Origin of the sequence: Streptomyces sp. NPDC056231 (assembly GCF_048270745.1) — a bacterium.
Taxonomy (GTDB): Bacteria; Actinomycetota; Actinomycetes; order Streptomycetales; family Streptomycetaceae; genus Streptomyces.
In genome coordinates this window covers 38,327-59,814 of record NZ_JBLVKW010000017.1, presented here as the reverse complement: position 1 = coordinate 59,814, position 21,488 = coordinate 38,327, and the positions used below count along the sequence as shown (strand labels likewise).

At 69.8% G+C, this 21,488-nt stretch carries 18 protein-coding genes; 11 read left to right on the top strand and 7 right to left on the bottom strand.

Annotated features, from left to right (window positions below; translation table 11 throughout):
- Window positions 1–222: 222 nt before the first annotated feature.
- Both ACNPQM_RS16235 and ACNPQM_RS16230 read left to right on the top strand, forming a co-directional pair.
- Entirely contained in the window at window positions 223–1,251 is a 1,029-nt protein-coding gene (locus ACNPQM_RS16235; RefSeq protein ID WP_418084537.1) for a helix-turn-helix domain-containing protein, read from the top strand.
- A 366-nt stretch (window positions 1,252–1,617) separates the two neighbouring features.
- Entirely contained in the window at window positions 1,618–5,004 is a 3,387-nt protein-coding gene (locus ACNPQM_RS16230) for a S8 family peptidase (RefSeq protein WP_418084536.1), read from the top strand.
- Between the two features lie 62 nt (window positions 5,005–5,066).
- Here the strand turns inward: ACNPQM_RS16230 and ACNPQM_RS16225 are convergent, their stop codons facing one another.
- From ACNPQM_RS16225 to ACNPQM_RS16205, 5 genes are all read right to left on the bottom strand, one after another.
- Entirely contained in the window at window positions 5,067–7,196 is a 2,130-nt protein-coding gene (locus tag ACNPQM_RS16225) for a BTAD domain-containing putative transcriptional regulator (RefSeq protein WP_418084535.1), read from the bottom strand.
- A 122-nt stretch (window positions 7,197–7,318) separates the two neighbouring features.
- Window positions 7,319–7,558, bottom strand: a complete 240-nt coding sequence (locus ACNPQM_RS16220; protein WP_358859422.1) for a hypothetical protein — start codon at window positions 7,556–7,558, stop codon at window positions 7,319–7,321.
- A 159-nt stretch (window positions 7,559–7,717) separates the two neighbouring features.
- The gene (locus ACNPQM_RS16215) at window positions 7,718–8,263 is read right to left on the bottom strand and encodes a DUF3558 family protein (protein WP_418084534.1); all 546 of its coding nucleotides are present in this window, start codon (window positions 8,261–8,263) and stop codon (window positions 7,718–7,720) included.
- Between the two features lie 32 nt (window positions 8,264–8,295).
- The gene (locus tag ACNPQM_RS16210) at window positions 8,296–9,825 is read right to left on the bottom strand and encodes a hypothetical protein (RefSeq protein WP_418084533.1); all 1,530 of its coding nucleotides are present in this window, start codon (window positions 9,823–9,825) and stop codon (window positions 8,296–8,298) included.
- A gap of 424 nt (window positions 9,826–10,249) precedes the next feature.
- Window positions 10,250–10,894 (bottom strand): DUF3558 family protein, encoded by a 645-nt coding sequence (locus ACNPQM_RS16205; RefSeq protein WP_418084532.1) that lies wholly within the window; start codon window positions 10,892–10,894, stop codon window positions 10,250–10,252.
- 359 nt (window positions 10,895–11,253) lie between these two features.
- On the opposite strand from ACNPQM_RS16205, the gene ACNPQM_RS16200 reads away from it, so the two are divergent.
- Genes ACNPQM_RS16200 through ACNPQM_RS16190 form a run of 3 tightly spaced genes read left to right on the top strand, consistent with a single transcriptional unit; the run spans window position 11,254 to window position 14,029 of the window.
- On the top strand, window positions 11,254–12,531 hold the full coding sequence (locus tag ACNPQM_RS16200) for an alpha/beta fold hydrolase (RefSeq protein ID WP_358859418.1): 1,278 nt from the start codon (window positions 11,254–11,256) through the stop codon (window positions 12,529–12,531).
- 13 nt (window positions 12,532–12,544) lie between these two features.
- Window positions 12,545–13,201 (top strand): MBL fold metallo-hydrolase, encoded by a 657-nt coding sequence (locus ACNPQM_RS16195; RefSeq protein WP_358859417.1) that lies wholly within the window; start codon window positions 12,545–12,547, stop codon window positions 13,199–13,201.
- Window positions 13,202–13,249: 48 nt separating this feature from the next.
- Window positions 13,250–14,029, top strand: a complete 780-nt coding sequence (locus ACNPQM_RS16190) for an exodeoxyribonuclease III (RefSeq protein WP_358859416.1) — start codon at window positions 13,250–13,252, stop codon at window positions 14,027–14,029.
- A gap of 83 nt (window positions 14,030–14,112) precedes the next feature.
- Here the strand turns inward: ACNPQM_RS16190 and ACNPQM_RS16185 are convergent, their stop codons facing one another.
- Window positions 14,113–14,280 (bottom strand): hypothetical protein, encoded by a 168-nt coding sequence (locus tag ACNPQM_RS16185; RefSeq protein ID WP_418084531.1) that lies wholly within the window; start codon window positions 14,278–14,280, stop codon window positions 14,113–14,115.
- A 284-nt stretch (window positions 14,281–14,564) separates the two neighbouring features.
- Between ACNPQM_RS16185 and ACNPQM_RS16180 the strand changes: the two genes are divergently transcribed.
- Window positions 14,565–15,584, top strand: coding sequence for an RNA-guided endonuclease InsQ/TnpB family protein (locus ACNPQM_RS16180; RefSeq protein ID WP_418084530.1), 1,020 nt, complete (start codon window positions 14,565–14,567; stop codon window positions 15,582–15,584).
- 291 nt (window positions 15,585–15,875) lie between these two features.
- On the opposite strand, the gene ACNPQM_RS16175 is transcribed toward ACNPQM_RS16180, so the two are convergent.
- Window positions 15,876–17,108, bottom strand: coding sequence for a Cmx/CmrA family chloramphenicol efflux MFS transporter (locus tag ACNPQM_RS16175; protein WP_418084529.1), 1,233 nt, complete (start codon window positions 17,106–17,108; stop codon window positions 15,876–15,878).
- A 550-nt stretch (window positions 17,109–17,658) separates the two neighbouring features.
- On the opposite strand from ACNPQM_RS16175, the gene ACNPQM_RS16170 reads away from it, so the two are divergent.
- The 5 genes from ACNPQM_RS16170 to ACNPQM_RS16150 all read left to right on the top strand — a co-directional run bounded on the left by ACNPQM_RS16170 (window position 17,659) and on the right by ACNPQM_RS16150 (window position 21,411).
- Window positions 17,659–18,099 carry a DUF6278 family protein gene (locus ACNPQM_RS16170; protein WP_358859413.1) on the top strand — a complete coding sequence of 147 codons (441 nt, stop codon included), beginning with the start codon at window positions 17,659–17,661 and terminating at the stop codon, window positions 18,097–18,099.
- A 117-nt stretch (window positions 18,100–18,216) separates the two neighbouring features.
- Window positions 18,217–18,960 carry an amino acid ABC transporter ATP-binding protein gene (locus ACNPQM_RS16165; RefSeq protein WP_358859412.1) on the top strand — a complete coding sequence of 248 codons (744 nt, stop codon included), beginning with the start codon at window positions 18,217–18,219 and terminating at the stop codon, window positions 18,958–18,960.
- Window positions 18,961–18,974: 14 nt separating this feature from the next.
- The gene (locus ACNPQM_RS16160) at window positions 18,975–19,886 is read left to right on the top strand and encodes a glutamate ABC transporter substrate-binding protein (RefSeq protein ID WP_358859411.1); all 912 of its coding nucleotides are present in this window, start codon (window positions 18,975–18,977) and stop codon (window positions 19,884–19,886) included.
- A 17-nt stretch (window positions 19,887–19,903) separates the two neighbouring features.
- The gene (locus ACNPQM_RS16155) at window positions 19,904–20,548 is read left to right on the top strand and encodes an amino acid ABC transporter permease (protein ID WP_358859410.1); all 645 of its coding nucleotides are present in this window, start codon (window positions 19,904–19,906) and stop codon (window positions 20,546–20,548) included.
- Complete coding sequence (locus ACNPQM_RS16150) at window positions 20,545–21,411, top strand: amino acid ABC transporter permease (protein WP_358859409.1); 867 nt, start codon at window positions 20,545–20,547, stop codon at window positions 21,409–21,411. The genes ACNPQM_RS16155 and ACNPQM_RS16150 overlap by 4 nt, the downstream gene beginning before the upstream one ends.
- Window positions 21,412–21,488 lie beyond the last annotated feature (77 nt).

Here is a 21,488-nt window from a genome sequence, read left to right as displayed (position 1 = left end):
GCACGACCCTCCGCCTTGCGATCGCACGCACCAGACGCCGCCCGGCCCGCCCTAGGGGCGGACGACGCTACTTTCGAAACACGCCCTGGGTGACGTGCGCAACAGGCAGCAGCCAAGGGCGACATCCCGACAGTGGGATACGGTTCTGGCCGGGAAGAACCTGCTCGGTCCACCCGAGCTGCGCCAAGGTCCAGACACGGCGGCCGCCGGAAGGGGAGCTGGATGCTGCAGGCATTGGGATTGGGACCGGCTGAAGAGGCCATCTACACTGCACTGCTGGCCCGCCCGACAGCCTCTGCGCAGGACCTCGCCCGGCAGACCGGACTCGAGAGCGCCGAGACCACCCGCATCTTGCTCGACCTGACGACACGTGGCCTGGTGGCGGTCGTCGGCGAGGCCGGGAGCGAGACACCTGACTCGGCTGACTGTGGGGCCGGCCGCCTGCCCGCCCGCTACCGGCTCACACCCCCCTCAGTGGCTCTGGCCCCGTTCCTTGCCGAGCAGCGCAACGCACTGCACCGGGCCGAGACCGCGTTCTCGATGCTGACCGAGCAGTACCGCAGTACCGCCGCACACCCTGCGGGCAGCGTCGTGGAGGTGGTTGTCGGCGTGGAGCAGGTCGCACACCGCTTCCACCAACTGCAGCGCGGCGCCCAGCAGGAGTTGCTGATCTTCCTCGTCGGCGAGCCCATAGCAGTGCCGCGCGAGGACGCCGACATGTCGGAGAGTTCCGCGCTGGACCGCGGAGTCGACTTCCGCATCGTGGCTGCCAAGGACTATCTCGACGGTCCCGGTATGGCGAAGGACGCACGGGCGGGCATCACGGCGGGCATCGAGCTTCGCCTGGTCGACTCGCTGCCGCTGAAGATGATCGTGTCGGACCGGGAGCGCGCCATGGTGCCACTGGACATGGCGGACTCCGGCGGCGAGCCGAGCGCGATCGTGGTGCACCGCAGCGGCCTGCTGACGGCCCTGGTCCATCTGTTCGAGAAGGAATGGGCCCAGGCCCGGCCGCTGTACACCACCGCCACAGGTGTGCGTGCGGAGCCGACAGGCGATCAGCAGCCAACCGAGGGGGAGCTGGAGGTTCTTGCTTTGCTGCTGGCAGGGATCTCCGACCGGCGGGCGGCCTCCCAACTCGGCCTGTCCATACGTACCGTGGAGCGGCGGACACGCCGTCTGATGGATCTGGCCGGAGCGGATTCGCGCCTGCAACTCGGATGGCACGCCGCACGCGCAGGCTGGCTTTGACCTCCTCGTCGGCCTGAGGGCCAAGGAGCCTCCGTGACTTGACGGTCGCCGAGCGAGGGCGGCCGCCAACTCCTGGCGGGTTGGACCGACCGGCACATGGGAGGCGGCGTCGCGGCGCGGAGCGTCGTCGACTGACGACAACGCCGGAGGCGGAGTCGCATGACGCCGGGAGCACGCTCGCTGTCGTGCGTGAGGCCGTTACCCCATCGGCCAGGTCAGAAGTTCCACCGAGCCGATGGAAGTGACCACGTGACGGAAATCCGCCATGCGGGAAACCCGTCACGCGCGGCATCCCCACTCAATCCACACGTCTGACAGGCTGCAGCCGCAGTTTGGCAGACGTTCATGGCTCGAATAGGGAGATTCATGCGTTCCATAACGCGTATGGCCTTGGGCACGGCGACCGCCGCCGTCCTGGCCGTCACGGCGGTCACGCCTTCCGGGGCGGCGGACACACCGCCTGACGGTGCCTCGGGGAAGCCCATCGTCGGCGGCGGGACCGCAACAACGGGTGGCAAGCAGGTGACGGTCACGCTCGTCACCGGTGACAAGGTGATGGTGACCACGGACACGTCGGGTCACAGCTCGGCGGCGGTGCTGCCCCGCGAGGACGGCACACAGCCGGTAGTCCAGACCTATCAGAGGGGCAAGGACCTCTACGTCTACCCCGAGGGCGCGTCCCAGGCGATCGCCGAGGGCAAGGTCGACGAGCAGCTGTTCAACGTCACTGGGCTCATCCGCCAGGGATACGACGACACACACACCGACACGCTGCCGCTCATCGCCACCTATCGGAACAGTGTGAACGTCGCCGACAGCGCGCCGGCGGCCCCTCGCGGGTCCGAGCGGGGCCTGAGCCTCCCCGCTGTGGACGGCGTCGCGCTCAAGGCAGGCAAGGACACCGCTGCCGCCTTCTGGCAGGACGTCACCAACACCCGCTCACGTTCTGGCTCCACGCTGAAGAAGCTGTGGCTGGACGGCAAGGTCGAGGCCACGCTGGACCGGTCCACCAAGCAGGTGCACGCGCCGGAGGCCTGGGCGGCCGGCTACGACGGCAAGGGCACCAAGGTCGCCGTGCTGGACACGGGCGTGGACGCCGAGCACCCGGACCTGGTGAACCAGGTCGCCGCGGCCAAGAACTTCACGGATTCCAAGACCACCGACGACCGGCAGGGTCACGGCACGCACACCGCCTCCACGGTCGGCGGGTCCGGAGCGGCCAGTGACGGCCTCAAGAAGGGCGTCGCCCCCGGTTCCTCCCTGCTCATCGGCAAGGTCCTCAACGACAGTGGCCAAGGCCTGGACTCCTGGATCATCGCGGGTATGCAGTGGGCCGTCGACCAGAAGGCCGACGTCGTCTCCATGAGCCTGGGCAACCCCAGGATCGGCGACTGCGCCGACCCGATGGCCCAGGCCACGCAGGAGCTGTCGAAGAACACGCACACCCTGTTCGTCGTCGCCGCCGGAAACTCCGGCCCGGGCACCGAGACCGTTTCCTCGCCCGGCTGTGTGCCCGGCGTGCTGACCGTCGGCGCCGTCGACCGCGACGACACCACCGCGCAGTTCTCCAGCCGCGGCCCGGTGGCCGTCACCCACACCCTCAAGCCCGAGATCGCCGCCCCCGGCGTCGACATCTCGGCAGCCAGCGCGGGCGGCCGCGGCGTCTACGCCTACCGGACGATGTCGGGCACCTCCATGGCCACCCCGCATGTCGCGGGCGCTGCGGCCGTCGTCCGCCAGGCGCACCCGGACTGGACCGCGCAGCAGATCAAGGCTGCCCTGGTCTCCTCCGCCCGCACCGGCGGCAAGGTCGCCGGCGCCGACCAGACCGGCGGTGGGGTGCTTGACGTGTTCGGCGCGGTGAACCAGAAGGCGCTCTCCGCGCCGGCTGTCCAGGCCGGCAGCTACAACTGGCCGCAGGACCCGTCGGACCGCACCACCGTGCAGGTGCCCTTCACCAACACCAGCGACAGCGACCTGACGCTCCATCTGAAGCTCAGCGGTGTGCACGGCAACGACGGCAGCGACGTCACCTCCGGAATCATCAAGCCGCAGGAGAACCAGGTGACGGTCCCGGCGGGGGCCACCGCTCAGGTGCCGCTGCAGATCGACCCCACCGCCCGTCTGAAGCCCGCCCAGTACGGTGCGGTCACCGGCCGGATCCTGGCCACCGGCGGCGATGTGCACGTCTCCGTGCCCGTCACCCTCTACGTCCAGCCGGAGACGGTCACCCTCCGGGTCAAGGTCGTCGACCGCAACGGCAAGCCCGCGACCGGCACCTCCTCCCTGGACGTCGCCAGCCTCGACTCCGACGAGGGCGAGCGCCGCACCAACGCGGGTGCGCCCGAGCAGACCTACCGTGTGCGCCCGGGCGAGTACGCCCTCAGCAGCTTCGTGGCGACGCCCGACGCGAGCAACGCGCCCGAATCGATCAGCTACCTCGCCCACCCGCAGATGCGGATCACCGAGGACACCACCGTTGTCCTCGACGCACGCAAGGCCCACCAGCTGAGCCTGCACACCGACCGCCCCTCGACGCTGCAGGGCACCACGTTGAACTACACCCGCGGGTGGGACGACACCTGGCGGCTCAGCGGAACACTCACGGCCGGCAGCGCCGTGCAGAAGTTCTACGCGGACATCGACGGGCGCGCTCGGACGGGCACCTTCGAGTTCCGGCCCACCTGGCGCGCGACCGGCTCCGAGGACGGCTTGTCCTACGTCTACAACGTGTCGTTCCCGACCGAGGGGCCGCTGCACTCCGACCAGGCCTACCGGCCGAATGACTCCCGGCTGGCCCAGGTCACCGAGACGTGGCATGCCATGGGCAAGGAGGCCGACTACATCGACGCGCTGTTCCTCCGTCCCTCCGGGAGCAGCAACACTCAGATCCCCGTGAGCCTGTACCAGACGGTCCACGTGCCTGGTACCCGCACCGCCTACTACACGACCGGCGACGACGCCTGGTACCACGGCGCGATGACCAGCTTCCCGTTCGCCGCCTTCATGAGCGACCAGGACCGTACCTACAAGGCCGGACAGCGGAGCGCCGAGGAGTGGTACGGCGGCCCCCTGCGGCCGGGCGCGGCGCGCGACGCCGACGGTAACCTGATGCTGGCCGCCGAGCGGCAGGGCAACCTGTTCGGCATCCAGAACGCCCTCTGGGTCGACGGCTCCGGCGACCACTGGACCTACGGCGGGTCGTTCGGCGACATCGGCAAGATGTCGCTGAAGCGCAACGGTGAGCAGATCGGCAAACTCGCCTATCCTTACGGCGTGTTCGAGGTGCCGGACGAGGACTCCGCGTACGAGCTCACCCAGCACCTGGAGAAGATCTACACCGGGGACCGCAACTGGCTGCGTACCACCGCTGCCGACACCACCTGGAGCTTCCGCTCGCACCGGGAGCCGGACGTCTACTCCCGCGGCCTGCCGCTCCTCCACCCGGCGTACGACCTGCCGGTGGACGGCATGAACACCCTGCCCGCGCAGAGCGGCATCAAGGTCGGCCTGTCGGTCGAGGGTCACGCCGGGTACACCGCGGGCGCGATCACGGCGGCCTCGCTGTCCTACTCCTACGACGGCGGCACCACCTGGACCCAGGCGCCGACCGAGCAGCAGGACGGCAAGTGGACGGCCGTCCTCGACCACACCGGAGCCTCCGGCAAGCAGGTCATGACGAAGGCCACCTTCACCGACGCCAACGGCAACGCGGTCACCCAGACCATCACCCGCGCCTACGGCGTTCGGTAACCACACAGTCCGGCCGGGCGCGGCAGGTGAACCGTACGCCTGCGGGCTACTCGCCCGGACCGTCACGCCGTGGGGAAGGGGACGGGGCGGACATCGATCTCGTGCATGCGCTTGGCGTAGTCCCGGTAGCGGCGGCGGGCTTCGCCGTGCCGGCCCGCCGCGGAGAGCGCGGCGATCAGCTCGAGGTGGGCCGACTCGTCGTAGCCGTCCTCGCCGATCAGGCGCAGGTACCAGCCGGCTGCCGCGTCGCAGCGGTCCAGCCGCAGGCAGCGCCGGGCGAGGGTACGGACGACGTCGCGGTGCAGCTCGGCGAAGGCCGCGCGCGGGCGGTCGATCCACTCCTCGGTGAGCTCGCCGTCGTCGCCGAAGTCACCGGTGTACATGCCGACGACCACTTCCAGGCGCGCCACCATGTCGACGCCGGCCGCCGTGTCCCGGCTTCCCTCGAGCGCGGCGTTCGCCGCGATGGCCGCACGGGCCGCGTCGTAGAACCGGACCGTGTCGAGGACGACGTGCTCCGTGTTGAGCCGCACGCTGGAGGGATCTGTGACCAGAAAGCGGTTGGCCGGATGCCGCCGCGCCGGGTCGAGGACCGCGCGCACCGTCGAAATCAGCACCGACAGGCGGCGGTTGGCCACCTCCGAAGGTGTGTGCGGCCACAACAGGGCGGCGAGCGCGGTCCGGGTGACCGGTCTTCCCAGCTGACCCGCCAGCACCTTGACGAGCTCACGGGCCTTCCGCGACTGCCATCCGGCCGGGGGGACGGGCGTTCCGGAGAGCAGTACCGCCAAGTGGCCCAGGGTCTGCACGGCGACCTCGGGGACCGGCGGTGGACCGATGGCCGCCAGCGGCCCGGCGATGTGCCAGATGTCGTCGCACACTCCCAGCCGGTGCAGCCGCTGCCAGGCGACGTCCTCGGACAGCCGGTCGCCCGCGTGGCGCGCCCGTAGCAGCGCGTTGGTGGCCAGTGCCACCTCGTTGCCCGTGTCGGCCCAGACCGCGGCCGCCTCCACCAGCCCGGCGGCACGGCGTGCGGTAGGGCGCCCCGGCATCGCGGCCGAATCACCCCGGTATGCGGCGAGCGCGGCGAGTTCCATCGCCTCGGCCAGCCCGGCCGGGTCGCGGCGGCGGCCGGCCTCCGCGCGGACGTCTGCGGCGTACTGGGCGGCCGAGGCGGTGTCTCCGCTGCACAGTGCGACCCAGCCTGCGGCCAACTCGCCGATGACCGGCCCGGCGGCGCTCGGAAGCGTGAGGGACAACTCCGCGTATCGCGCCGCCTCGCCCGGATCGTCGGCGTAGCAGGTGCGCGCGAGCCCCGCCCATGCCTGCGCCACTACCTGGGAGTTGCCGTCCGGCTCGGCCATCGCCACGGCCTCGCGGTAGGTCGCCGTCGCCTGCCAGGCGGAGCCCCGGGTCAGGTGCACCCGGGCGATCATCAGCAGTCCGAACGCGGCCAGCGGTGAGCCCTCCCGCTGCCACAGGGTGAGCGCGCGATCGGCGTCGGCGCGGGCGGCGTTGAGATCGCTGAGCCCCAGCCAGGCCTCGGCGCGGTTGTGCAGGGCCAGTGCGAGCACCGTCTGCTGGGGGGCGCCCTCACCGAGGCGGATCGCCTCGGTGAGGGCGTCGACCGCCTCGCGCAGACGCCCCTCCTCGACCAGGCGGGAGCCGACGTTGGAGCGGATCCGCAGCTGCAGGCCCATGTCCCCGGCCCGTTCGGCCGCCGCGAAGGCCCTGGCGTAGGCGTGTTCGTTGGCGGCGCGGTCGCCCTCACTGAAGGCGGCCAGCGCCTGGGCGAGGTAGGCCGCCGCCAGCGCAGCGTCGTCGCGGCTCTGCTCGGCCGCCCGTACCGCCTCGTCGGCGAGGCTCCGTGCCCGCGTCCGGTCCCCACGGGCCCAGCGAGCTGCGGACCGGCCGGCCAGCAACTGGGCCTGGTCCGCGCCGGTGTCCCCGGCATCGGCGGCCGCGCGTTCGTACAGCGACTCGGCGCCCTCGAACTCGCCCCGCTGATGGAGTACGCGGCCGAGCCTCCAGGCCAGTTCGGCAGGCAGCAGCGTGCCCGCCGGGAGCGTCGCGACATGCCGCAGCGCCTCGTTGTACTGCCCCTGTCGCAGGGCCGACTCCGCCAGTCGCGCGACAGTATCGGGGCCGCGCACCCGGTCAGCGCCCGCCGCCCCTCCCGCGCCGGTGGTCACCGCGTCAGGATACTCTGAACCGCCCGGGTTCGGTAGAGATGTCGGATGTGGTTGTGACCTGGGGTTTCGTGGATTTCATGTAGTGATGGGTCTCAGACTCGACGGGTGGGACGTGGCCCATCTCACCGTGGAGTCGGCGGTGGCAGCCTGTGGTCGGCGGCGCCGCCGACCGGGAGGGCCACCGTGCGTGGGGCGAGGCCGAGCGCCGCTGCGTAAGCCGGATGCCGGCCCCACAGGGTGACCGAGACGGCGGGCTGCCGGCCGAACAGCCCACTCGCGGCGAGGTGTTCAGGCACACCCGGCCGGCGGCCCGCGACCTCGACGCCCCGCCGGGTGCCGCGCTCGCCGTTCAGTCTGCCCATCAGCATCAGGAGCAGCGCCCAGGAGACGATGCCTGCGCCGGGCCGGTGTTGTAGGGCACGACGAAGGCGAGGATGAACAGCAGCACGACGAGAACGACAGCGACGGGTAGGGTCGCGGGGGCTCTTGTGGATGGGACCCGTGCGCACGGCGGACACGGGTCAGAGCCCGGTGGCCACCTTTCGGGCCAGCTCTTCCAGCGGTGTGCGGTTCTCCGCCGGGTCGTTGAGCCGCACCAGACGGATCGACACCCACCGGTCGGACTTGCGGAGGAAGACCGCCTCGTCCTCGGCGTACGCCTCGTCGCCGATACCGGCCAGTGGCCTGAGCGTGTGTCCGAGGTCGCGTTCGATGTCGAGGTATTTCTTCGCACCGTCCCCGACGAAGATCTCCACCTGGGCCGTCGGCCCGGTGACAGGACCCGTGTAGGTGCAGGTCTCCCGTACCGGCGTCGCGGGGTCGAGCGCTGTTCCGGCCAGCTTCTCGGCATCCTGCTTGGTCACCAGGGCGCAGGGGTCGACGGCTGCCCCATTCGGCGACGGCGCCTCGGGGCTCTTCTCCGGAGTCCGGGTTGCCGTGGCCGGCTCGGCCGACGAGGGGCCGGCTGTCGAGGACTGCCCGTGGCCGCCGCACCCGGACAGCGCGAGCAAGGCGAGCACAGCCAGGGGCACCAGTGGCGACGGCGGGCGGCTGCGGTTGCGGTTCATCGGGATCCTCACTGTCTGCCTTCGTTTCGGTGTCAGGACTTGCACAGCGGTACGTCCGGCAGCGTCTGCTGTCTGTGGACGAAAGGTGTCAGGCTCTCCTGCAGCAGCTGGAACTTCATCGTGGGCAGGAGCTTCTTGAGGGCGGCCATGGCCACGGCGGAGACGGAGACTCCCACGCCCCCGCCGACCTTGCCGTCCAGCGTCGCTCCGACGCAGCGGGTCAGTGGGGCGCCGAGGGCCGAGCCGTTGGTCACCCCGAAGTCCATGACGAGCTTGGCGTAGGGACCGGCGAAGGCGGCGGGCACACCGATTCCGACCTGGACCTTGAACTCGACGGCGGTGGCGATGCCGCTGACTCCGACGGAGATTCCGGTGACCGAGTCCATGATGCTTTTGATCACCGAGAGCTTCGGGGTGACGATCGATCCGTTGACCATGCCGATGGCACCGTCGAGCCCCCACTCACCGCCGGCGGTCACCGTGGTGTTGTTGCCACCGAGTGCGGTGGCGACACTGAACTTCCAGCTGATGTCGAAGGCGAACGGGGTCCCCGCGATCGGCAGGGTCATCTGGACCGGTACCTCGGCCCGGATCTTCGAGTTGTCGATGACACCGTTGGCCGCACCGGCGGCGATACTGATCGCGACGCTTTTGATCCCCTCGACGGCGAACGTGGCCCCGTCGGCGACCCGACCACCGGAGATCGGTACATCGGAACGGACGTGCAGCTTCTCCGTCTTCAGCGAGAAGTCGACAAAGACCTTGAGCCCCGCCGCGGCCTTGTGATTGAACTTCAGGCCGAACGCCCCCGGGCTGCGGTACGGCTGGGCCTTCCATTCCCCGAGATCCGCCGCGACGCTGCTCGACCTGGCCGGCGGCAGCGTGCCCCCGGCCGCCGCGGCGACCCGGACCGGTCCCGGTGCGACCACGGTGCCGACGCGCCCCGAATGCGCGGCGCGCACCGACGTCTGTCCGATCGTCCGCGCCGTCGTCGGAACATCCCGCGCGGCGTCCTTGGCAGCGCCCTTCTCGGCCTCTGTCGCAGCGTCCGTCGAGGCATCCGCAGACACGGTCACCGCCCCGGGCAGGTCCGGGATCTCCAGGTAGTGGAGCGCGCCATCGTCGATGTCCTGGTCGAGGGTGAGGTGGGCGTCGCGGAAGACCTCGGTGAACTCCACCGGGCCCAGGGTGGCCACGACGTCTCCGTGCACCCGGCGCACCTTCTGCACCCGCCCCACCGCACGGCTGGTGGCGTACAGGACCTTTCCGAGCCGGACCTCCTGGGCACCGCGGGCTTTTCCGTCGATGGTCCAGGTCAGACCGTCACTGGATGCCGACCGGATCGCTCGCGGTCCGCCCTCGACGATCACGACGTCGGGTTGGTAGGTGATCGACGGATCGCGGACCGGCCGGGTCCCGTAGGTGAGCGCGGCCTCGGACGTGTCGGTCGGACCGGAGCCCTCGTGCTCACGCCCGGATGCGCCACCGCATGCCGCCGTGGTGGTCAGGAGGAACGCAATCGCAAGCGGCGCGGCCCGCCTCCCCAGGCGCGGCGCGCTCACGGCCCACTCCGCGCGGAGGGCCGCAGCCCCCCGTGACACAGCCGACAGCAGCCGGATACCTCTCATGTCGTGAATCCGTTCGCCATGGCCGACGCGCGCGGCGCCGTACCCCTGGACCGTCATCAACTGGAGTGTTCGTGCCCTGTTCAGGAATCCTTCGGGCCACCGGTCGCTGCGTCGTCTCTCGTGGTCGCTGCGGCTGCAGGGCAACGGCGGCAGACGGCCTCGTGGAGTGCTCCACCACCGCCTCGTCTCGCACGCGGACGTGCAGGGCTCCGGTACGGCCGGACAAGGTGGGTCCCGGGAACGGGCCGCGCGGCACGACAGCACTTCCGCCCGTGCCCGGCCCCCACCCCCGGCACGTGCCCCCGCCGACCGCGCCGTGCTCGTGGGGTGTGGGCCGGCGCGGGCCCGGCTGCCGGTGTCAGATGCGCGCGGCCACCGTCCGGGCGAGTTCGTTCAGCCGCCCGGCGTTGTCCGCCCTGTCCGCCACCACGGTCATCGCCACCCAGGTCCCCGACTTCCGGAAGAGCACGGCGAAGGTCCCGTGATCGGAGGCGTCGTAGGAGTAGGCCTCCTCGCCCACGCCGGAGAGCGGCTTCTTGTGGGCTCCCGCGAGCATGTCGTCGGCGAAGGCCTTGGCTTCGTGGCCCTGTACGGTCGAGGAGATCAGCACCCCTTCGTGCGAGTACTCGCAGCCCGTGGTGTTGAACTCGCTCGTCTTCGCCGTGACGGACACGCCTCCCAACTGCTGGACCTCCTGGACGGAGATGAGCCCGCAGGGCTCCGCCGGCGGCCTTTTCGCCGGGGCTCCGCCGCTGTCGCCTGTGCGGTCCGTGGTGTCCGACCGCGGCCGGTCGGCAGCCGAGGGAGCCCCGTCGTCGGAACCGCCGCACCCGGCTGCGGCGAGCGTCATGAGCAGCGTCACGGTCAGCACCGGAGCATGCCGCAAGCGTCTTCGGGACATCATCAGCCAGACCTCCTTGTCACCGCCGCCGACCCTGCGCCGTGCGAGGGCGGCTGCTCCGGCCCCGTACTGTCCGGGCCGGTCCACCTCCCTGATCAGCATGGACGCATGTGTTCGTGCCCGGTTAAGGAATTCTTCAGGTGAACGGAGGCGCCTCTCGCCGCCGACATGGGAGAGCGCCTTCCCCGACGACCGTGACCGCATCCGCGCGCACGTGCGTCGGCCGGCGTCCGGACAAGACCCGCTAAGGGCTGTCCCGTAATGCCTGGCGGGCGCACGACGACAGTTGCGCCACCTCGCTGCGTTGTCGGAACGCCCGAATACGCTCAGTATGAGGACGCCCCTCCGCCTTGCGATGCACCGCATCTGACGCCGCGCGCTGATCCACCAGGGATTACGGGACAGCCCTTAGGTTCGCCCCGGCGAAGTGAGATTTCGTGATACATGAGAGGGTCGGACGGATGAGCGAGACACCACCGAACACCCTGCAATACCGCTTTGACGGGCCAGACGACGCACCGATCCTGGTGATCGGTCCCTCACTCGGTACCACATGGCACATGTGGGACCGGCAGATACCGGAGCTCTCCCAGCACTGGCGGATCTTCCGCTTCGACCTGCCGGGCCACGGCGGCGCCCTGGCGCACCCGGCCACCGCCGTCGGTGAGCTCTCCGACCGGCTGCTGGCCACCCTCGACGGTCTCGGTGTCCAGCGCTTCGGGTACGTGGGCTGCTCCATCGGCGGCGCGATCGGCGCCGACCTCGCGCTGCGCCATCCGCACCGGGTCGCCTCGCTGGCCCTGGTCGCCGCCTCGCCCCGGTTCGGCAGCGCCGACGAGTTCCGGCAGCGCGGGGTGGTCGTCCGCACCAACGGCCTGGAGCCGATAGCCCGCAGCGCGCCCGAACACTGGTTCACCCCCGGCTTCGCCGCCGCCCAGTCCGCGATTGTCGAGTGGGCCGTCCAGATGGTCCGCACCACCGACCCCGGCTGTTACATCGCCGCCTGCGAGGCGCTCGCCGCCTTCGACATCCGTACCGAACTCAGCCGCATCGGCGTCCCGACCCTCGTGCTGGTCGGCGCAGAGGACCGGGTCACCGGGCCCGCCGAGGCCCGGACCCTGGTCGCGGGCATACCGGACGCCCGGCTCGCCCTCGTCCCCGGAGCCTCGCACCTCGCCCCGGTCGAGCAGCCCGCCGCCGTCACCGACCTGCTCGTCACCCACTTCTCGACGAGCTGGCAGGACACCCTCCTCGCCATCCCTGTCCCCAGCACCGGCCCCGCGCTCTCCGCCCCCGTGCTGCCCGTCGCGGAGATCGCCCCCGCCGCGGATCAGCCGGAGGCCGTGACCGGCGGCCGCGCCGACCCGTACGAACCGGGCATGAAGGTACGCCGCGAGGTGCTCGGCAACGCCCATGTCGACCGGGTCATGGCCACCTCCGACGAGTTCACCGGCGAGTTCCAGGAGCTCGTCACGCGCTACGCCTGGGGGGAGACCTGGACCCGCGAGGTCCTGGACCGCCGCACCCGCAGCTGCATCACGCTCACCGCGCTGGTCACCTCAGGCCATCTGGAGAGCCTGGCCGCGCATATCAGGGCAGCCCTGCGCAACGGGCTGACCCCCGCGGAGATCAAGGAGGTGCTGCTGCAGACCGCCGTCTACTGCGGCATACCGGCCGCGGGCGCCGCGTTCACGATCGCCCAGACCGTGATTCAGGAAGAAACCCGGCCCCACCCGTAGCAGGATGGGGACCATGAACGCTGCGAACCCCGTGCACCTGACCCTGACGAAGAAGACGCACGCCTGCATCCGCCTGGAAAAGGACGGGCGGACGCTGGTCATCGACCCGGGCGGCTTCTCGGAGGAGGACGCGGCACTGGGCGCCGACGCGCTGCTGGTGACGCACGAGCATGCCGACCACTTCGACGAGAACCGGCTGCGGGCCGGTATGGAGGCCAACCCGGCCGCGCAGATCTGGACCCTGCGCAGCGTCGCCGACCAGCTCTCCGCGGCGTTCCCCGGGCGCGTTCACACCGTCGGGCACGGGGACACGTTCTCCGCGGCCGGCTTCGACGTACAGGTGCACGGCGAACTGCACGCGGTGATCCACCCCGACATCCCGCGGATCACCAACATCGGCTTCCTGGTGGACGGTTCGCTCTTCCACCCGGGCGATGCGCTCACCGTGCCCGACCACCCCGTCGACACCCTGATGCTCCCGGTGATGGCACCCTGGAACAAGATCTCCGAGGTCATCGACTACGTACGCGAGGTCAAGCCGAGGCGCGCCATCGACATCCACGACGCGCTGCTCACCGATCTCGCCCGCCCGATCTACGACCGGCAGATCGGCAGCCTCGGCGGCACCGACCACGGCCGGCTGACCCCGGGTGACTCGACCGGCCTGTGACCGGCGCCGGTCCGGCGACTGTCAGTGGGAGCCGCTAGGTTTACCTACATGCGCATCGCCACGTGGAACGTCAATTCGATCACCGCCCGCCTCCCGCGGCTGCTGGCCTGGCTGGAGAGCACCGGCACGGACGTGCTGTGCATCCAGGAGACCAAATGCGCGGCCGAGCAGTTCCCGGCGGACGAGCTGCGCGAGCTCGGCTACGAGTCCGCAGTCAACGCCACGGGCCGGTGGAACGGCGTCGCGCTGGTCTCCCGGGCCGGACTGGCCGACGTCGTCACGGGGCTGCCCGGCGGCCCCGATTACGAGGGCGTGCAGGAGCCCCGGGCGATCTCGGCGACCTGCGGCCCGGTCCGTCTCTGGTCGGTGTACGTGCCGAACGGCCGCGAGGTCGCCCACGAGCACTACGCCTACAAGCTGCGCTGGTTCGAGGCCCTGCAGAGAGCGGTCGCCCCCGACGCCGCGGGCTCCCAGCCGTTCGCGGTCCTCGGCGACTTCAACGTGGCGCCGACCGACGAGGACGTCTGGGACCCCGCCCTGTTCGAGGGTGCCACGCATGTCACCCCCGCCGAGCGCGCTGCCCTCGCCACCCTCCGCGCGGAGGGCCTCTCGGACGTGATGCCGCGCCCGCTCAAGTACGACCGCCCGTACACCTTCTGGGACTACCGCGAGCTGCGCTTCCCGAAGAACAAGGGCATGCGGATCGACCTGGTCTACGGCAACGCCCCCTTCACGGCGGCGGTCAAGGACAGCTATGTGGACCGCGAGGAGCGCAAGGGCAAGGGTGCGTCCGATCATGCGCCGGTGGTCGTCGACCTGGACCTGTGACCGCCGTCCGGTGACGTTCGCTGACCCCGGCGCACCATGGCGCCTTGATGAGCAACGTCCTGGGGGACATGCAGACCCGTACCCTACGACGTCTCCAGCTGCGGCGCATGGGCCCGGACCGCGTCGAGCACCTGCCGCTTGGACGGGTTGACCATCGCGTGCCCCGCCACGGACACCGTCGGAACGGTCTCGTTTCCGTCGGCGACCGAGCGGACGAACGCCGCAGCCTCGGGATCCCGCCAGATGTTCACCTGATTTCTCGCAGGATGCCCCGGCCTTCAGGCCGGGGAGGAATGGGTCCTTGGAGCGGAGCTGTGAAGCGGCGGAGTTCTCTGCGTACCTGCCGTGACCTGTGCTTTCGGGTGTTGTCAGTGGTCGGGGCTAGGTTGGAGGGGTGAAGATTGTGGTGCAGGTGAAGCTGCTGCCGTCGCCCGAGGTGGCGACGGTTTTGGCTGCGACCCTGCCTGCATGCAACCGGGCGGCCGATGCCGTATCGGTGGTGGCCTAGGAGACCGGCACCACGTCCCGCAACGCGTTGCAGAAGCTGGTCTACGCTCGTCTGAAGGCCGAGTTCGGGCTCGCTGCCCAACCGGCCGTCCGCACGGTGAAGAAGGTCGTTGACGCCTACACGACGTTGCGTGCGAACATCCGGGCCGGGAACCTCGGCCCCGAGGGATCGAGGCGGCGCAGGCGTGCGGAGTCGAAGCCGATCGCCTTCCGTCCCGATGCGGCTCAGCCGTATGACGACCGGATCCTGTCGTGGCAGCACGACGCGCGGACCGTCAGCATCTGGACCGTGGGCGGGCGGATCAAGGGCATCGGGTACACCGGGCACCCCGGCCAGTTGGCGACGCTGGCGAAGTACCGGCGAGGCGAGTCGGATCTCGTCCACCGCGACGGTATGTGGTTCCTGATCTCCACGTGCGAAGTCCCCGAAGCACCGCTCAACACCGACCCGTCGGACTGGATCGGCGTGGACCGGGGCATTGCCAACCTCGCCACCACATCCGACGGGGACAACTACCAGGGCCGCCGTCTTGGCCGTTACCGGCGCCGGCACGCACGCAAACGCGCCGAACTCCAGGCGAAGCGGACCCGCTCCGCCACCCGGCGCGCCAAGCGGCGGGCCAAGCGCGAGTCCCGGCACGCCGCGCACATCAACCACAGGATCAGCAAGGAGATCGTGGCCGTCGCACAACGCACCGGACGCGGGATCGCCCTCGAAGAACTGGGCGGCATCCGTGACCGGGTACGGCCTTCCCGCGACCAGCGGGCCACGCTCTCGTCCTGGCCGTTCCACCAGCTCGAAGAACACCTCCGGTACAAGGCCCGGCGGGCCGGAGTGCCGGTGATCGCGGTGGATGCCCGCTACACCTCGCAGATGTGCCCGCGTTGCGGGCACACAGCGAGACACAACCGTCCCACCCGGGACGTGTTCTCCTGTCGTCGGTGCGGGCTCGCCGGCCCCGCCGATCACGTCGCCGGGGTCAACGTGCGCAACCGCGCACGCTCGGCGTGGGTTCTCGTCAACGGACCCGTACCACAAAGGGCTTGACCTCCCTGGCTGGTAGATGCGACCCGTGACCGCCCTGTCGTAGGGGGCAGTCGGGAGCGCGACAAGGTGTAGACGACCGAGCCAACGAGCTCGGTCGTTTACGGCCGAGAAGTTGACCTCGGTGTACCTGAGGCGGGTGAACCGGAGCTGCAGGCGGAGCTTCATGCAGTACGGGCAGCCGGGCCGCCAGTAGACAACCATGCCGTCGCGGTCCTCGGTCATGCGCTTCCCCTGTTCGCCCTGGTCGCCCACGTACGAGGGCGAGCATCTCAGATCGGCCCGGGCCGATGGTCAGTGGTTGCCGATACGGTGATCCCTGTCATTGTCCCGCTTGCCGGCTGCTCGCGAAGCTCTGGACCGCACCGCCCCTTCAGCGCCGGACGGGGCGTCGTATGCGGTCCACGCAGCGGTCGCGCCGAGCGCCAGGACCATCAGCAGCGCACTCACCCACAGCGGCGACCGGAAGCCGAACCCCGCACCGATCGTGACGCCGCCGAGCCAGGGCCCCAGCGCACCGCCCACGTTGAAGGCGGCCGTGGAGAACGAGCCTGCCAGCGTCGGCGCACCGGACGCCGACTGGAGCACCCGCGAGATCAGCGCTGTTCCGGTGCCGAACGCGAGCATGCCCTGGACCAGGACGAGCGCGACGACCGCGACCGGGCTCTCCGCGGCCAGTGCGAGCCCGGCCCAGCCGGCGGTGAGCGCCACCAGCCCGGTGGTGGTGACGGCGACCGGTCGCGCATCGACGATCCGGCCCGCGACGGTGACACCCAGGAACGAGCCGACCCCGAACAGTGCGAGCATGGCGGGCACCCACCCGGAGCCGATCCCCGTGACCCGGGTGACCAGCGGCTCCAGATAGGAGAACGCGCAGAAGGTCGCGCCCTGCACGAGCGCGCTCGTCAGCAGGGTGAGAGCGAGCCGCGGCTCGGTGAGGGACCGCAGTTCGGCATGCCCGCCCACCGCGTGGGACTCGGCCCGCTCGCCGGGGATCGTCCTGGCGATCACCGCAAGGGCTGGTACGGAGACGAGGGCGACGGCCCAGAACGCGGCGCGCCACCCCCAGTGCCCGCCCAGCACCGCACCGGCGGGCACCCCCACGACACAGGCGACGGTGACACCGCCGACCACGACCGACGTGGCGCGAGCCCGGGCGCCGGGTCCGGCCACGGAGACCGCGGTCACCAGCGCCACGGCCCAGAAACCAGCGTTCGCCAGCGCTCCGACGACCCGTGTCGCCAGCAGCACGCCGTATCCGGGTGTGACCGCGCCCATGACATGGACGGCGGTGAAGACGGAGAGGAAGAACAGCAGCGCGCGACGCCGGGGCCAGTTCCGGCTGAGGAGCGCCATCGCGGGCGCGCCGACCACCATCCCGACCGCGAACGCCGACGTCAGCAAGCCCGCGGCCGGGATGGATACGCGCAGGTCGTCGGCGATGTCCGAGACCAGACCTGACAACATGAACTCGGAAGTGCCCTGGGCGAAGACGGCGAGCCCGAGCGCGTAGACAGCAAATGGCATGAAGAAACCCCATGGGCAGACTGAAGGACGGACCAGGCAGGGGTGTGGGCCGCGCCCGCCCGACAGGTCGAGCGGCAACGCGGAAGAACGTCAGGTCTGTTCACGGACGTGACGCGACAACGCGGCAAGGAGCCGTCGTGGTCGGGAATCTGCGCACGAGCGCATACGGGGATGCGCAGCCCACACTGCGGTGGTCCTGCGGCGGCAGCCGGACAGAAGCGATCCTCCGGCCTGATCGGCCGTGCGGGATCGACTCGACAGCGGGTCAGCCACCGGCGGGACCGGTGGCTAGAGTCTGTTCGCCTCGGGGCTGGACATGATGGCGAAGGTACCAGTCCGGATCACTCCGCCTCCACCCCTTCAAAGACAATGGCCTGCACATGTACCCGGCTGAGAGGAGCTCACAAAATGGGCGGGTGTGACGGCCGGCCCGGCGGTTGTGCGGTGCGCGCGGCGGCGCAGCGGTGGGCGTGCGCACCTGGTTCAGCACTCGAACGGCAGGCCGCGCGCCTGTGGTGCGTAACCGGGCCGGGATGCGACCCTGAGTGGTATGAACATCCCCTTCTTGGACAACTGGCGTAAGCGTCACGACGGTAGGCACGGAGCGGGCCTCGCGGCCGCCGTCGAGGCCGACCCGGACGGCGTGGCCGAGCTGCTCGCCGAGTGCGAGCTGCTGCGTGTCCGAGCAGGGCAGCGGGGGCTCGAACTCGACGACACTCCAGCCTCGTTGACGGCGCTCGACCAACTGCCTCCCCGCTGGCGGGACGACCCGGAGGAGCTGCCCTGGCTGGGTAATGACGCCGGGCTGTACCTCGGCACCGTTCTGGTGCGGAACGTCCCCGGCGCCGTCTGGCACATCTGGCCCAGCGGGCAGCCGGTGGTGCGGCTCGCCTCCGGGCGCGAGATCGATGTCGTCGAGGCCGGGCTCGACTGGGCGATGGCCGGCAGCCCTGAGCTCTCGCAGGTGTACGCGGAGTCGGCCGAAGGCTAAGACCAAAGCCGAATAAAACGCCTTATACCCCATTTGTGCGTGTCGGGTGTGAAGTCCCTTGCCGGGATGGATAGTTTGCGCTGACCTCGACACAGCGACAAGTGGGTAGGGCAGCGTATGGCCGTCGATCCGTTGATCGAGCTGCGGAACGTCAATAAGTACTACGGAAAGTTGCACGTACTGCAGGACATCAATCTCACCGTCGGCCGCGGGGAGGTGGTGGTGGTCATCGGCCCCTCCGGCTCCGGCAAATCGACGCTCTGCCGGACCATCAACAGGCTCGAGACGATCGAGTCGGGCTACATCGCCATCGACGGCAGGCCCCTCCCGGAGGAGGGCAAGGGACTCGCGGAGCTGCGGGCCGAAGTCGGGATGGTCTTCCAGTCCTTCAATCTCTTCGCGCACAAGACCGTGCTGGCCAATGTCTCGCTCGCCCAGCTCAAGGTCCGCAAGCGCAAGAAGGACCAGTGCGACCTGCGGTCCCGGGAGCTGCTGGAGCGGGTCGGGCTCGCCTCCCAGGCGGACAAGTACCCCGCCCAGCTCTCCGGCGGTCAGCAGCAGCGGGTGGCCATCGCCCGCGCCCTCGCCATGGACCCCAAGGCCCTCCTCTTCGACGAGCCGACCTCGGCGCTCGACCCGGAGATGATCAACGAGGTGCTGGAGGTCATGCAGCAGCTGGCCCGGGACGGCATGACCATGGTCGTCGTCACCCACGAGATGGGGTTCGCCCGCTCCGCGGCCAACCGCGTGGTCTTCATGGCCGACGGCCGCATCATCGAGGACCGCACCCCGGAGGCCTTCTTCACAGCCCCGGAGACCGACCGGGCCAAGGACTTCCTGTCCAAGATCCTCAAGCACTGACGGGAGGCTCCCTGTTGCGTACGAGAAGAATTCTGGCCGCCTGCGCCGGCCTTCTGGTGGCCGTTCTCGCCGTCGGCTGCGGGAAGGAGGGCAGCCCCCCGGTGAAGGGGCCCAAGCCCGGCCAGCTGCCGGTCTACAAGGTCGACACCGCATTCCGGCTGCCTGAGTCGACGACCTGGACCAGGGCCAGGAAGCGCGGTTATCTCCAGGTCGGGGCCAAGGAGGACCAGCCCTATCTGGGCGAGAAGGACCCGGCCACGGGTGTCTACTCCGGTTTCGACATCGAGATCGCCCGGATGATGTCGGCCTCGCTCGGCTTCGACCCGAAGACGATCCGCTTCAGGACGATCGCCTCCGCCAACCGCGAGACCGCGCTGCAGAATGGGCAGATCGACTACTACGTCGGCACCTACACCATCAACGCCATGCGAAAGAAGCTCGTCGGGTTCGCCGGACCGTATTTCATGGCGGGCCAGTCCCTGCTCGTCCGTACGGACGAGCACGACATCAACGGCCCGCAGGACCTGGCCGGCAGGACCGTCTGTTCGGCCGCGGGCTCGACCCCGTACCAGCGCATCGCGGCCGACTACCCGAAGGCGATCCTGGTCGCGTACGACACGTACTCGATCTGCGTCGACAACCTGCTGACGTACCAGGTCGACGCCGTCACCACCGACGACGCCATCCTGCTGGGCTTCGCGGCCAAGGCGCCCAAGGAGCTGAAGGTGGTCGGCAAGCCGTTTTCCGAGGAGCCGTACGGCATCGGCGTCCCGCGCAGTGACAACGCGCTCCGGTTCGCGCTCAACGACGCCCTTGAGGCCAACGAGAAGAACGGCAACTGGAAGAAGGCGTTCGAGGCCACGCTCGGCCTGTCCGGAGTGCCCGCGCCGACTCCGCCGCCCATCGACCGCTACCCGGCGACCTGAGGGGACGGTCCACGACCATGGACGTACTCACACAGAACTTCTCGCTCTACGCCAAAGGCTTCCTCGGGACCCTCGAACTCACCGTCTACGCCTCGATCCTGGCGTTGCTCCTCGGCCTCGTCATGGCCTCGTTCCGGGTGGCGCCCGTCGGCTCGCTGCGAGTGTTCGGCACCGTCTGGGTGACGGTGCTGCGCAACACCCCGCTGACCCTGCTCTTCTTCGCCGTCCTGCTCGGCCTGCCGCGCTTCGGTCTGGTCCTCCCGTTCAAGGTCTTCGCGATCCTCGCACTCGGCTGCTACACCTCCGCATTCATCTGCGAGGTGATCCGCTCCGGCATCAACACCGTGCCGCAGGGGCAGGGCGAGGCGGCCCGCAGTCTCGGAATGACCTTCGGACAGACGCTGGGCAACGTGGTGCTGCCGCAGGCGTTCCGCTCGGTGATCCCTCCGGTCGGTTCGACGCTCATCGCCCTCGCCAAGAACTCGGCGATCGCGGGGGCGTTCAGCGTCACCGAACTGCTCGGCACCTACAAGACCCTCAACGAGCTGGGCTACAGCATCATCTGGACCTTCGTCTGGATCGCCGTCGGCTACCTCGTCATCACGTTGTCCATCAGCGCGCTCTTCAACGCGCTGGAGAAGCGCTACGGAGTGGCCCGATGACCCACACGCAGGCCGCCACCGCGCTTTACGACCTCCCGGGCCCGCGGACCCGTAAACGCCACGTCGTGTACGGAATCGTCTCGACGGTCCTGATCATCGCCCTGATCGGCTGGGTCATCTATCTGCTCTTCGTGACGGAGCAGTTCACCAGCGCCAAGTGGACCCCCTTCGCGTACAAGGGCATCCAGGAGCTCCTGCTGCGCGGGCTCGGCAACACACTCAAGGCGTTCGCCTTGGCGGCTGGGCTCTCACTGGCCCTCGGGGCGGTCCTGGCCGTCGGCCGGCTCTCCGAACACCGGGCGGTGCGCCGGCTGGCGACGCTCGTCGTGGAGTTCTTCCGGGCCATGCCCGTCCTGGTGATGATCTTCTTCATCTTCGTGGCGCTGAAGGTGCAGCCGCTGCCCGCGCTGGTCGCCGGACTGACCCTCTACAACGGCTCGGTGCTCGCCGAGGTGTTCCGTACCGGCATCAACTCGGTGGAGCGCGGCCAGCGCGAGGCCGCGTACGCACTGGGGATGCGCAAGACGCAGGTCATGACCTTCGTGCTGGCCCCGCAGGCGGTTCGCGCCATGCTGCCCACCATCATCAGCCAGTTGGTGGTGGCACTGAAGGACACTTCGCTCGGCTATCTGATCACGTACGAGGAGTTCCTCCACGCGGGCAAACTCATCGCGTCCAACCTCGACTACGGTCTTCCCTTCATTCCCGTCGTGATGGTGATCTCGCCGATCTACATCGGGATGTGCATGCTGCTCTCCTGGTTCGCCACCTGGGTGGCCAAGCGGGAGCGGCGCAGCCCGAAGACGGAGGCTGTGGAAGTCGCACCGGCCGAACCAGGAACGGTGCTGCCGGGAGTGCACTGACTTGATCTTCAACCAGTGCGGCGTGGCCGTGAGATGGTCGGCCATGGTGGGCCGCCTGATCACCGAACTTGGGGACT

What these genes read in the sequence shown, in the direction of transcription:
- ACNPQM_RS16235 (WP_418084537.1), top strand. Translation starts at nt 223, where the DNA reads ATGCTGCAGGCATTGGGATTGGGACCGGCTGAAGAGGCCATCTACACT.
- ACNPQM_RS16230 (WP_418084536.1), top strand. Translation starts at nt 1,618, where the DNA reads ATGCGTTCCATAACGCGTATGGCCTTGGGCACGGCGACCGCCGCCGTC.
- ACNPQM_RS16220 (WP_358859422.1), bottom strand. Translation starts at nt 7,558, where the DNA reads ATGGGCAGACTGAACGGCGAGCGCGGCACCCGGCGGGGCGTCGAGGTC.
- ACNPQM_RS16215 (WP_418084534.1), bottom strand. Translation starts at nt 8,263, where the DNA reads ATGAACCGCAACCGCAGCCGCCCGCCGTCGCCACTGGTGCCCCTGGCT.
- ACNPQM_RS16205 (WP_418084532.1), bottom strand. Translation starts at nt 10,894, where the DNA reads ATGCTGATCAGGGAGGTGGACCGGCCCGGACAGTACGGGGCCGGAGCA.
- ACNPQM_RS16200 (WP_358859418.1), top strand. Translation starts at nt 11,254, where the DNA reads ATGAGCGAGACACCACCGAACACCCTGCAATACCGCTTTGACGGGCCA.
- ACNPQM_RS16195 (WP_358859417.1), top strand. Translation starts at nt 12,545, where the DNA reads ATGAACGCTGCGAACCCCGTGCACCTGACCCTGACGAAGAAGACGCAC.
- ACNPQM_RS16190 (WP_358859416.1), top strand. Translation starts at nt 13,250, where the DNA reads ATGCGCATCGCCACGTGGAACGTCAATTCGATCACCGCCCGCCTCCCG.
- ACNPQM_RS16175 (WP_418084529.1), bottom strand. Translation starts at nt 17,108, where the DNA reads ATGCCATTTGCTGTCTACGCGCTCGGGCTCGCCGTCTTCGCCCAGGGC.
- ACNPQM_RS16170 (WP_358859413.1), top strand. Translation starts at nt 17,659, where the DNA reads ATGAACATCCCCTTCTTGGACAACTGGCGTAAGCGTCACGACGGTAGG.
- ACNPQM_RS16165 (WP_358859412.1), top strand. Translation starts at nt 18,217, where the DNA reads ATGGCCGTCGATCCGTTGATCGAGCTGCGGAACGTCAATAAGTACTAC.
- ACNPQM_RS16155 (WP_358859410.1), top strand. Translation starts at nt 19,904, where the DNA reads ATGGACGTACTCACACAGAACTTCTCGCTCTACGCCAAAGGCTTCCTC.
- ACNPQM_RS16150 (WP_358859409.1), top strand. Translation starts at nt 20,545, where the DNA reads ATGACCCACACGCAGGCCGCCACCGCGCTTTACGACCTCCCGGGCCCG.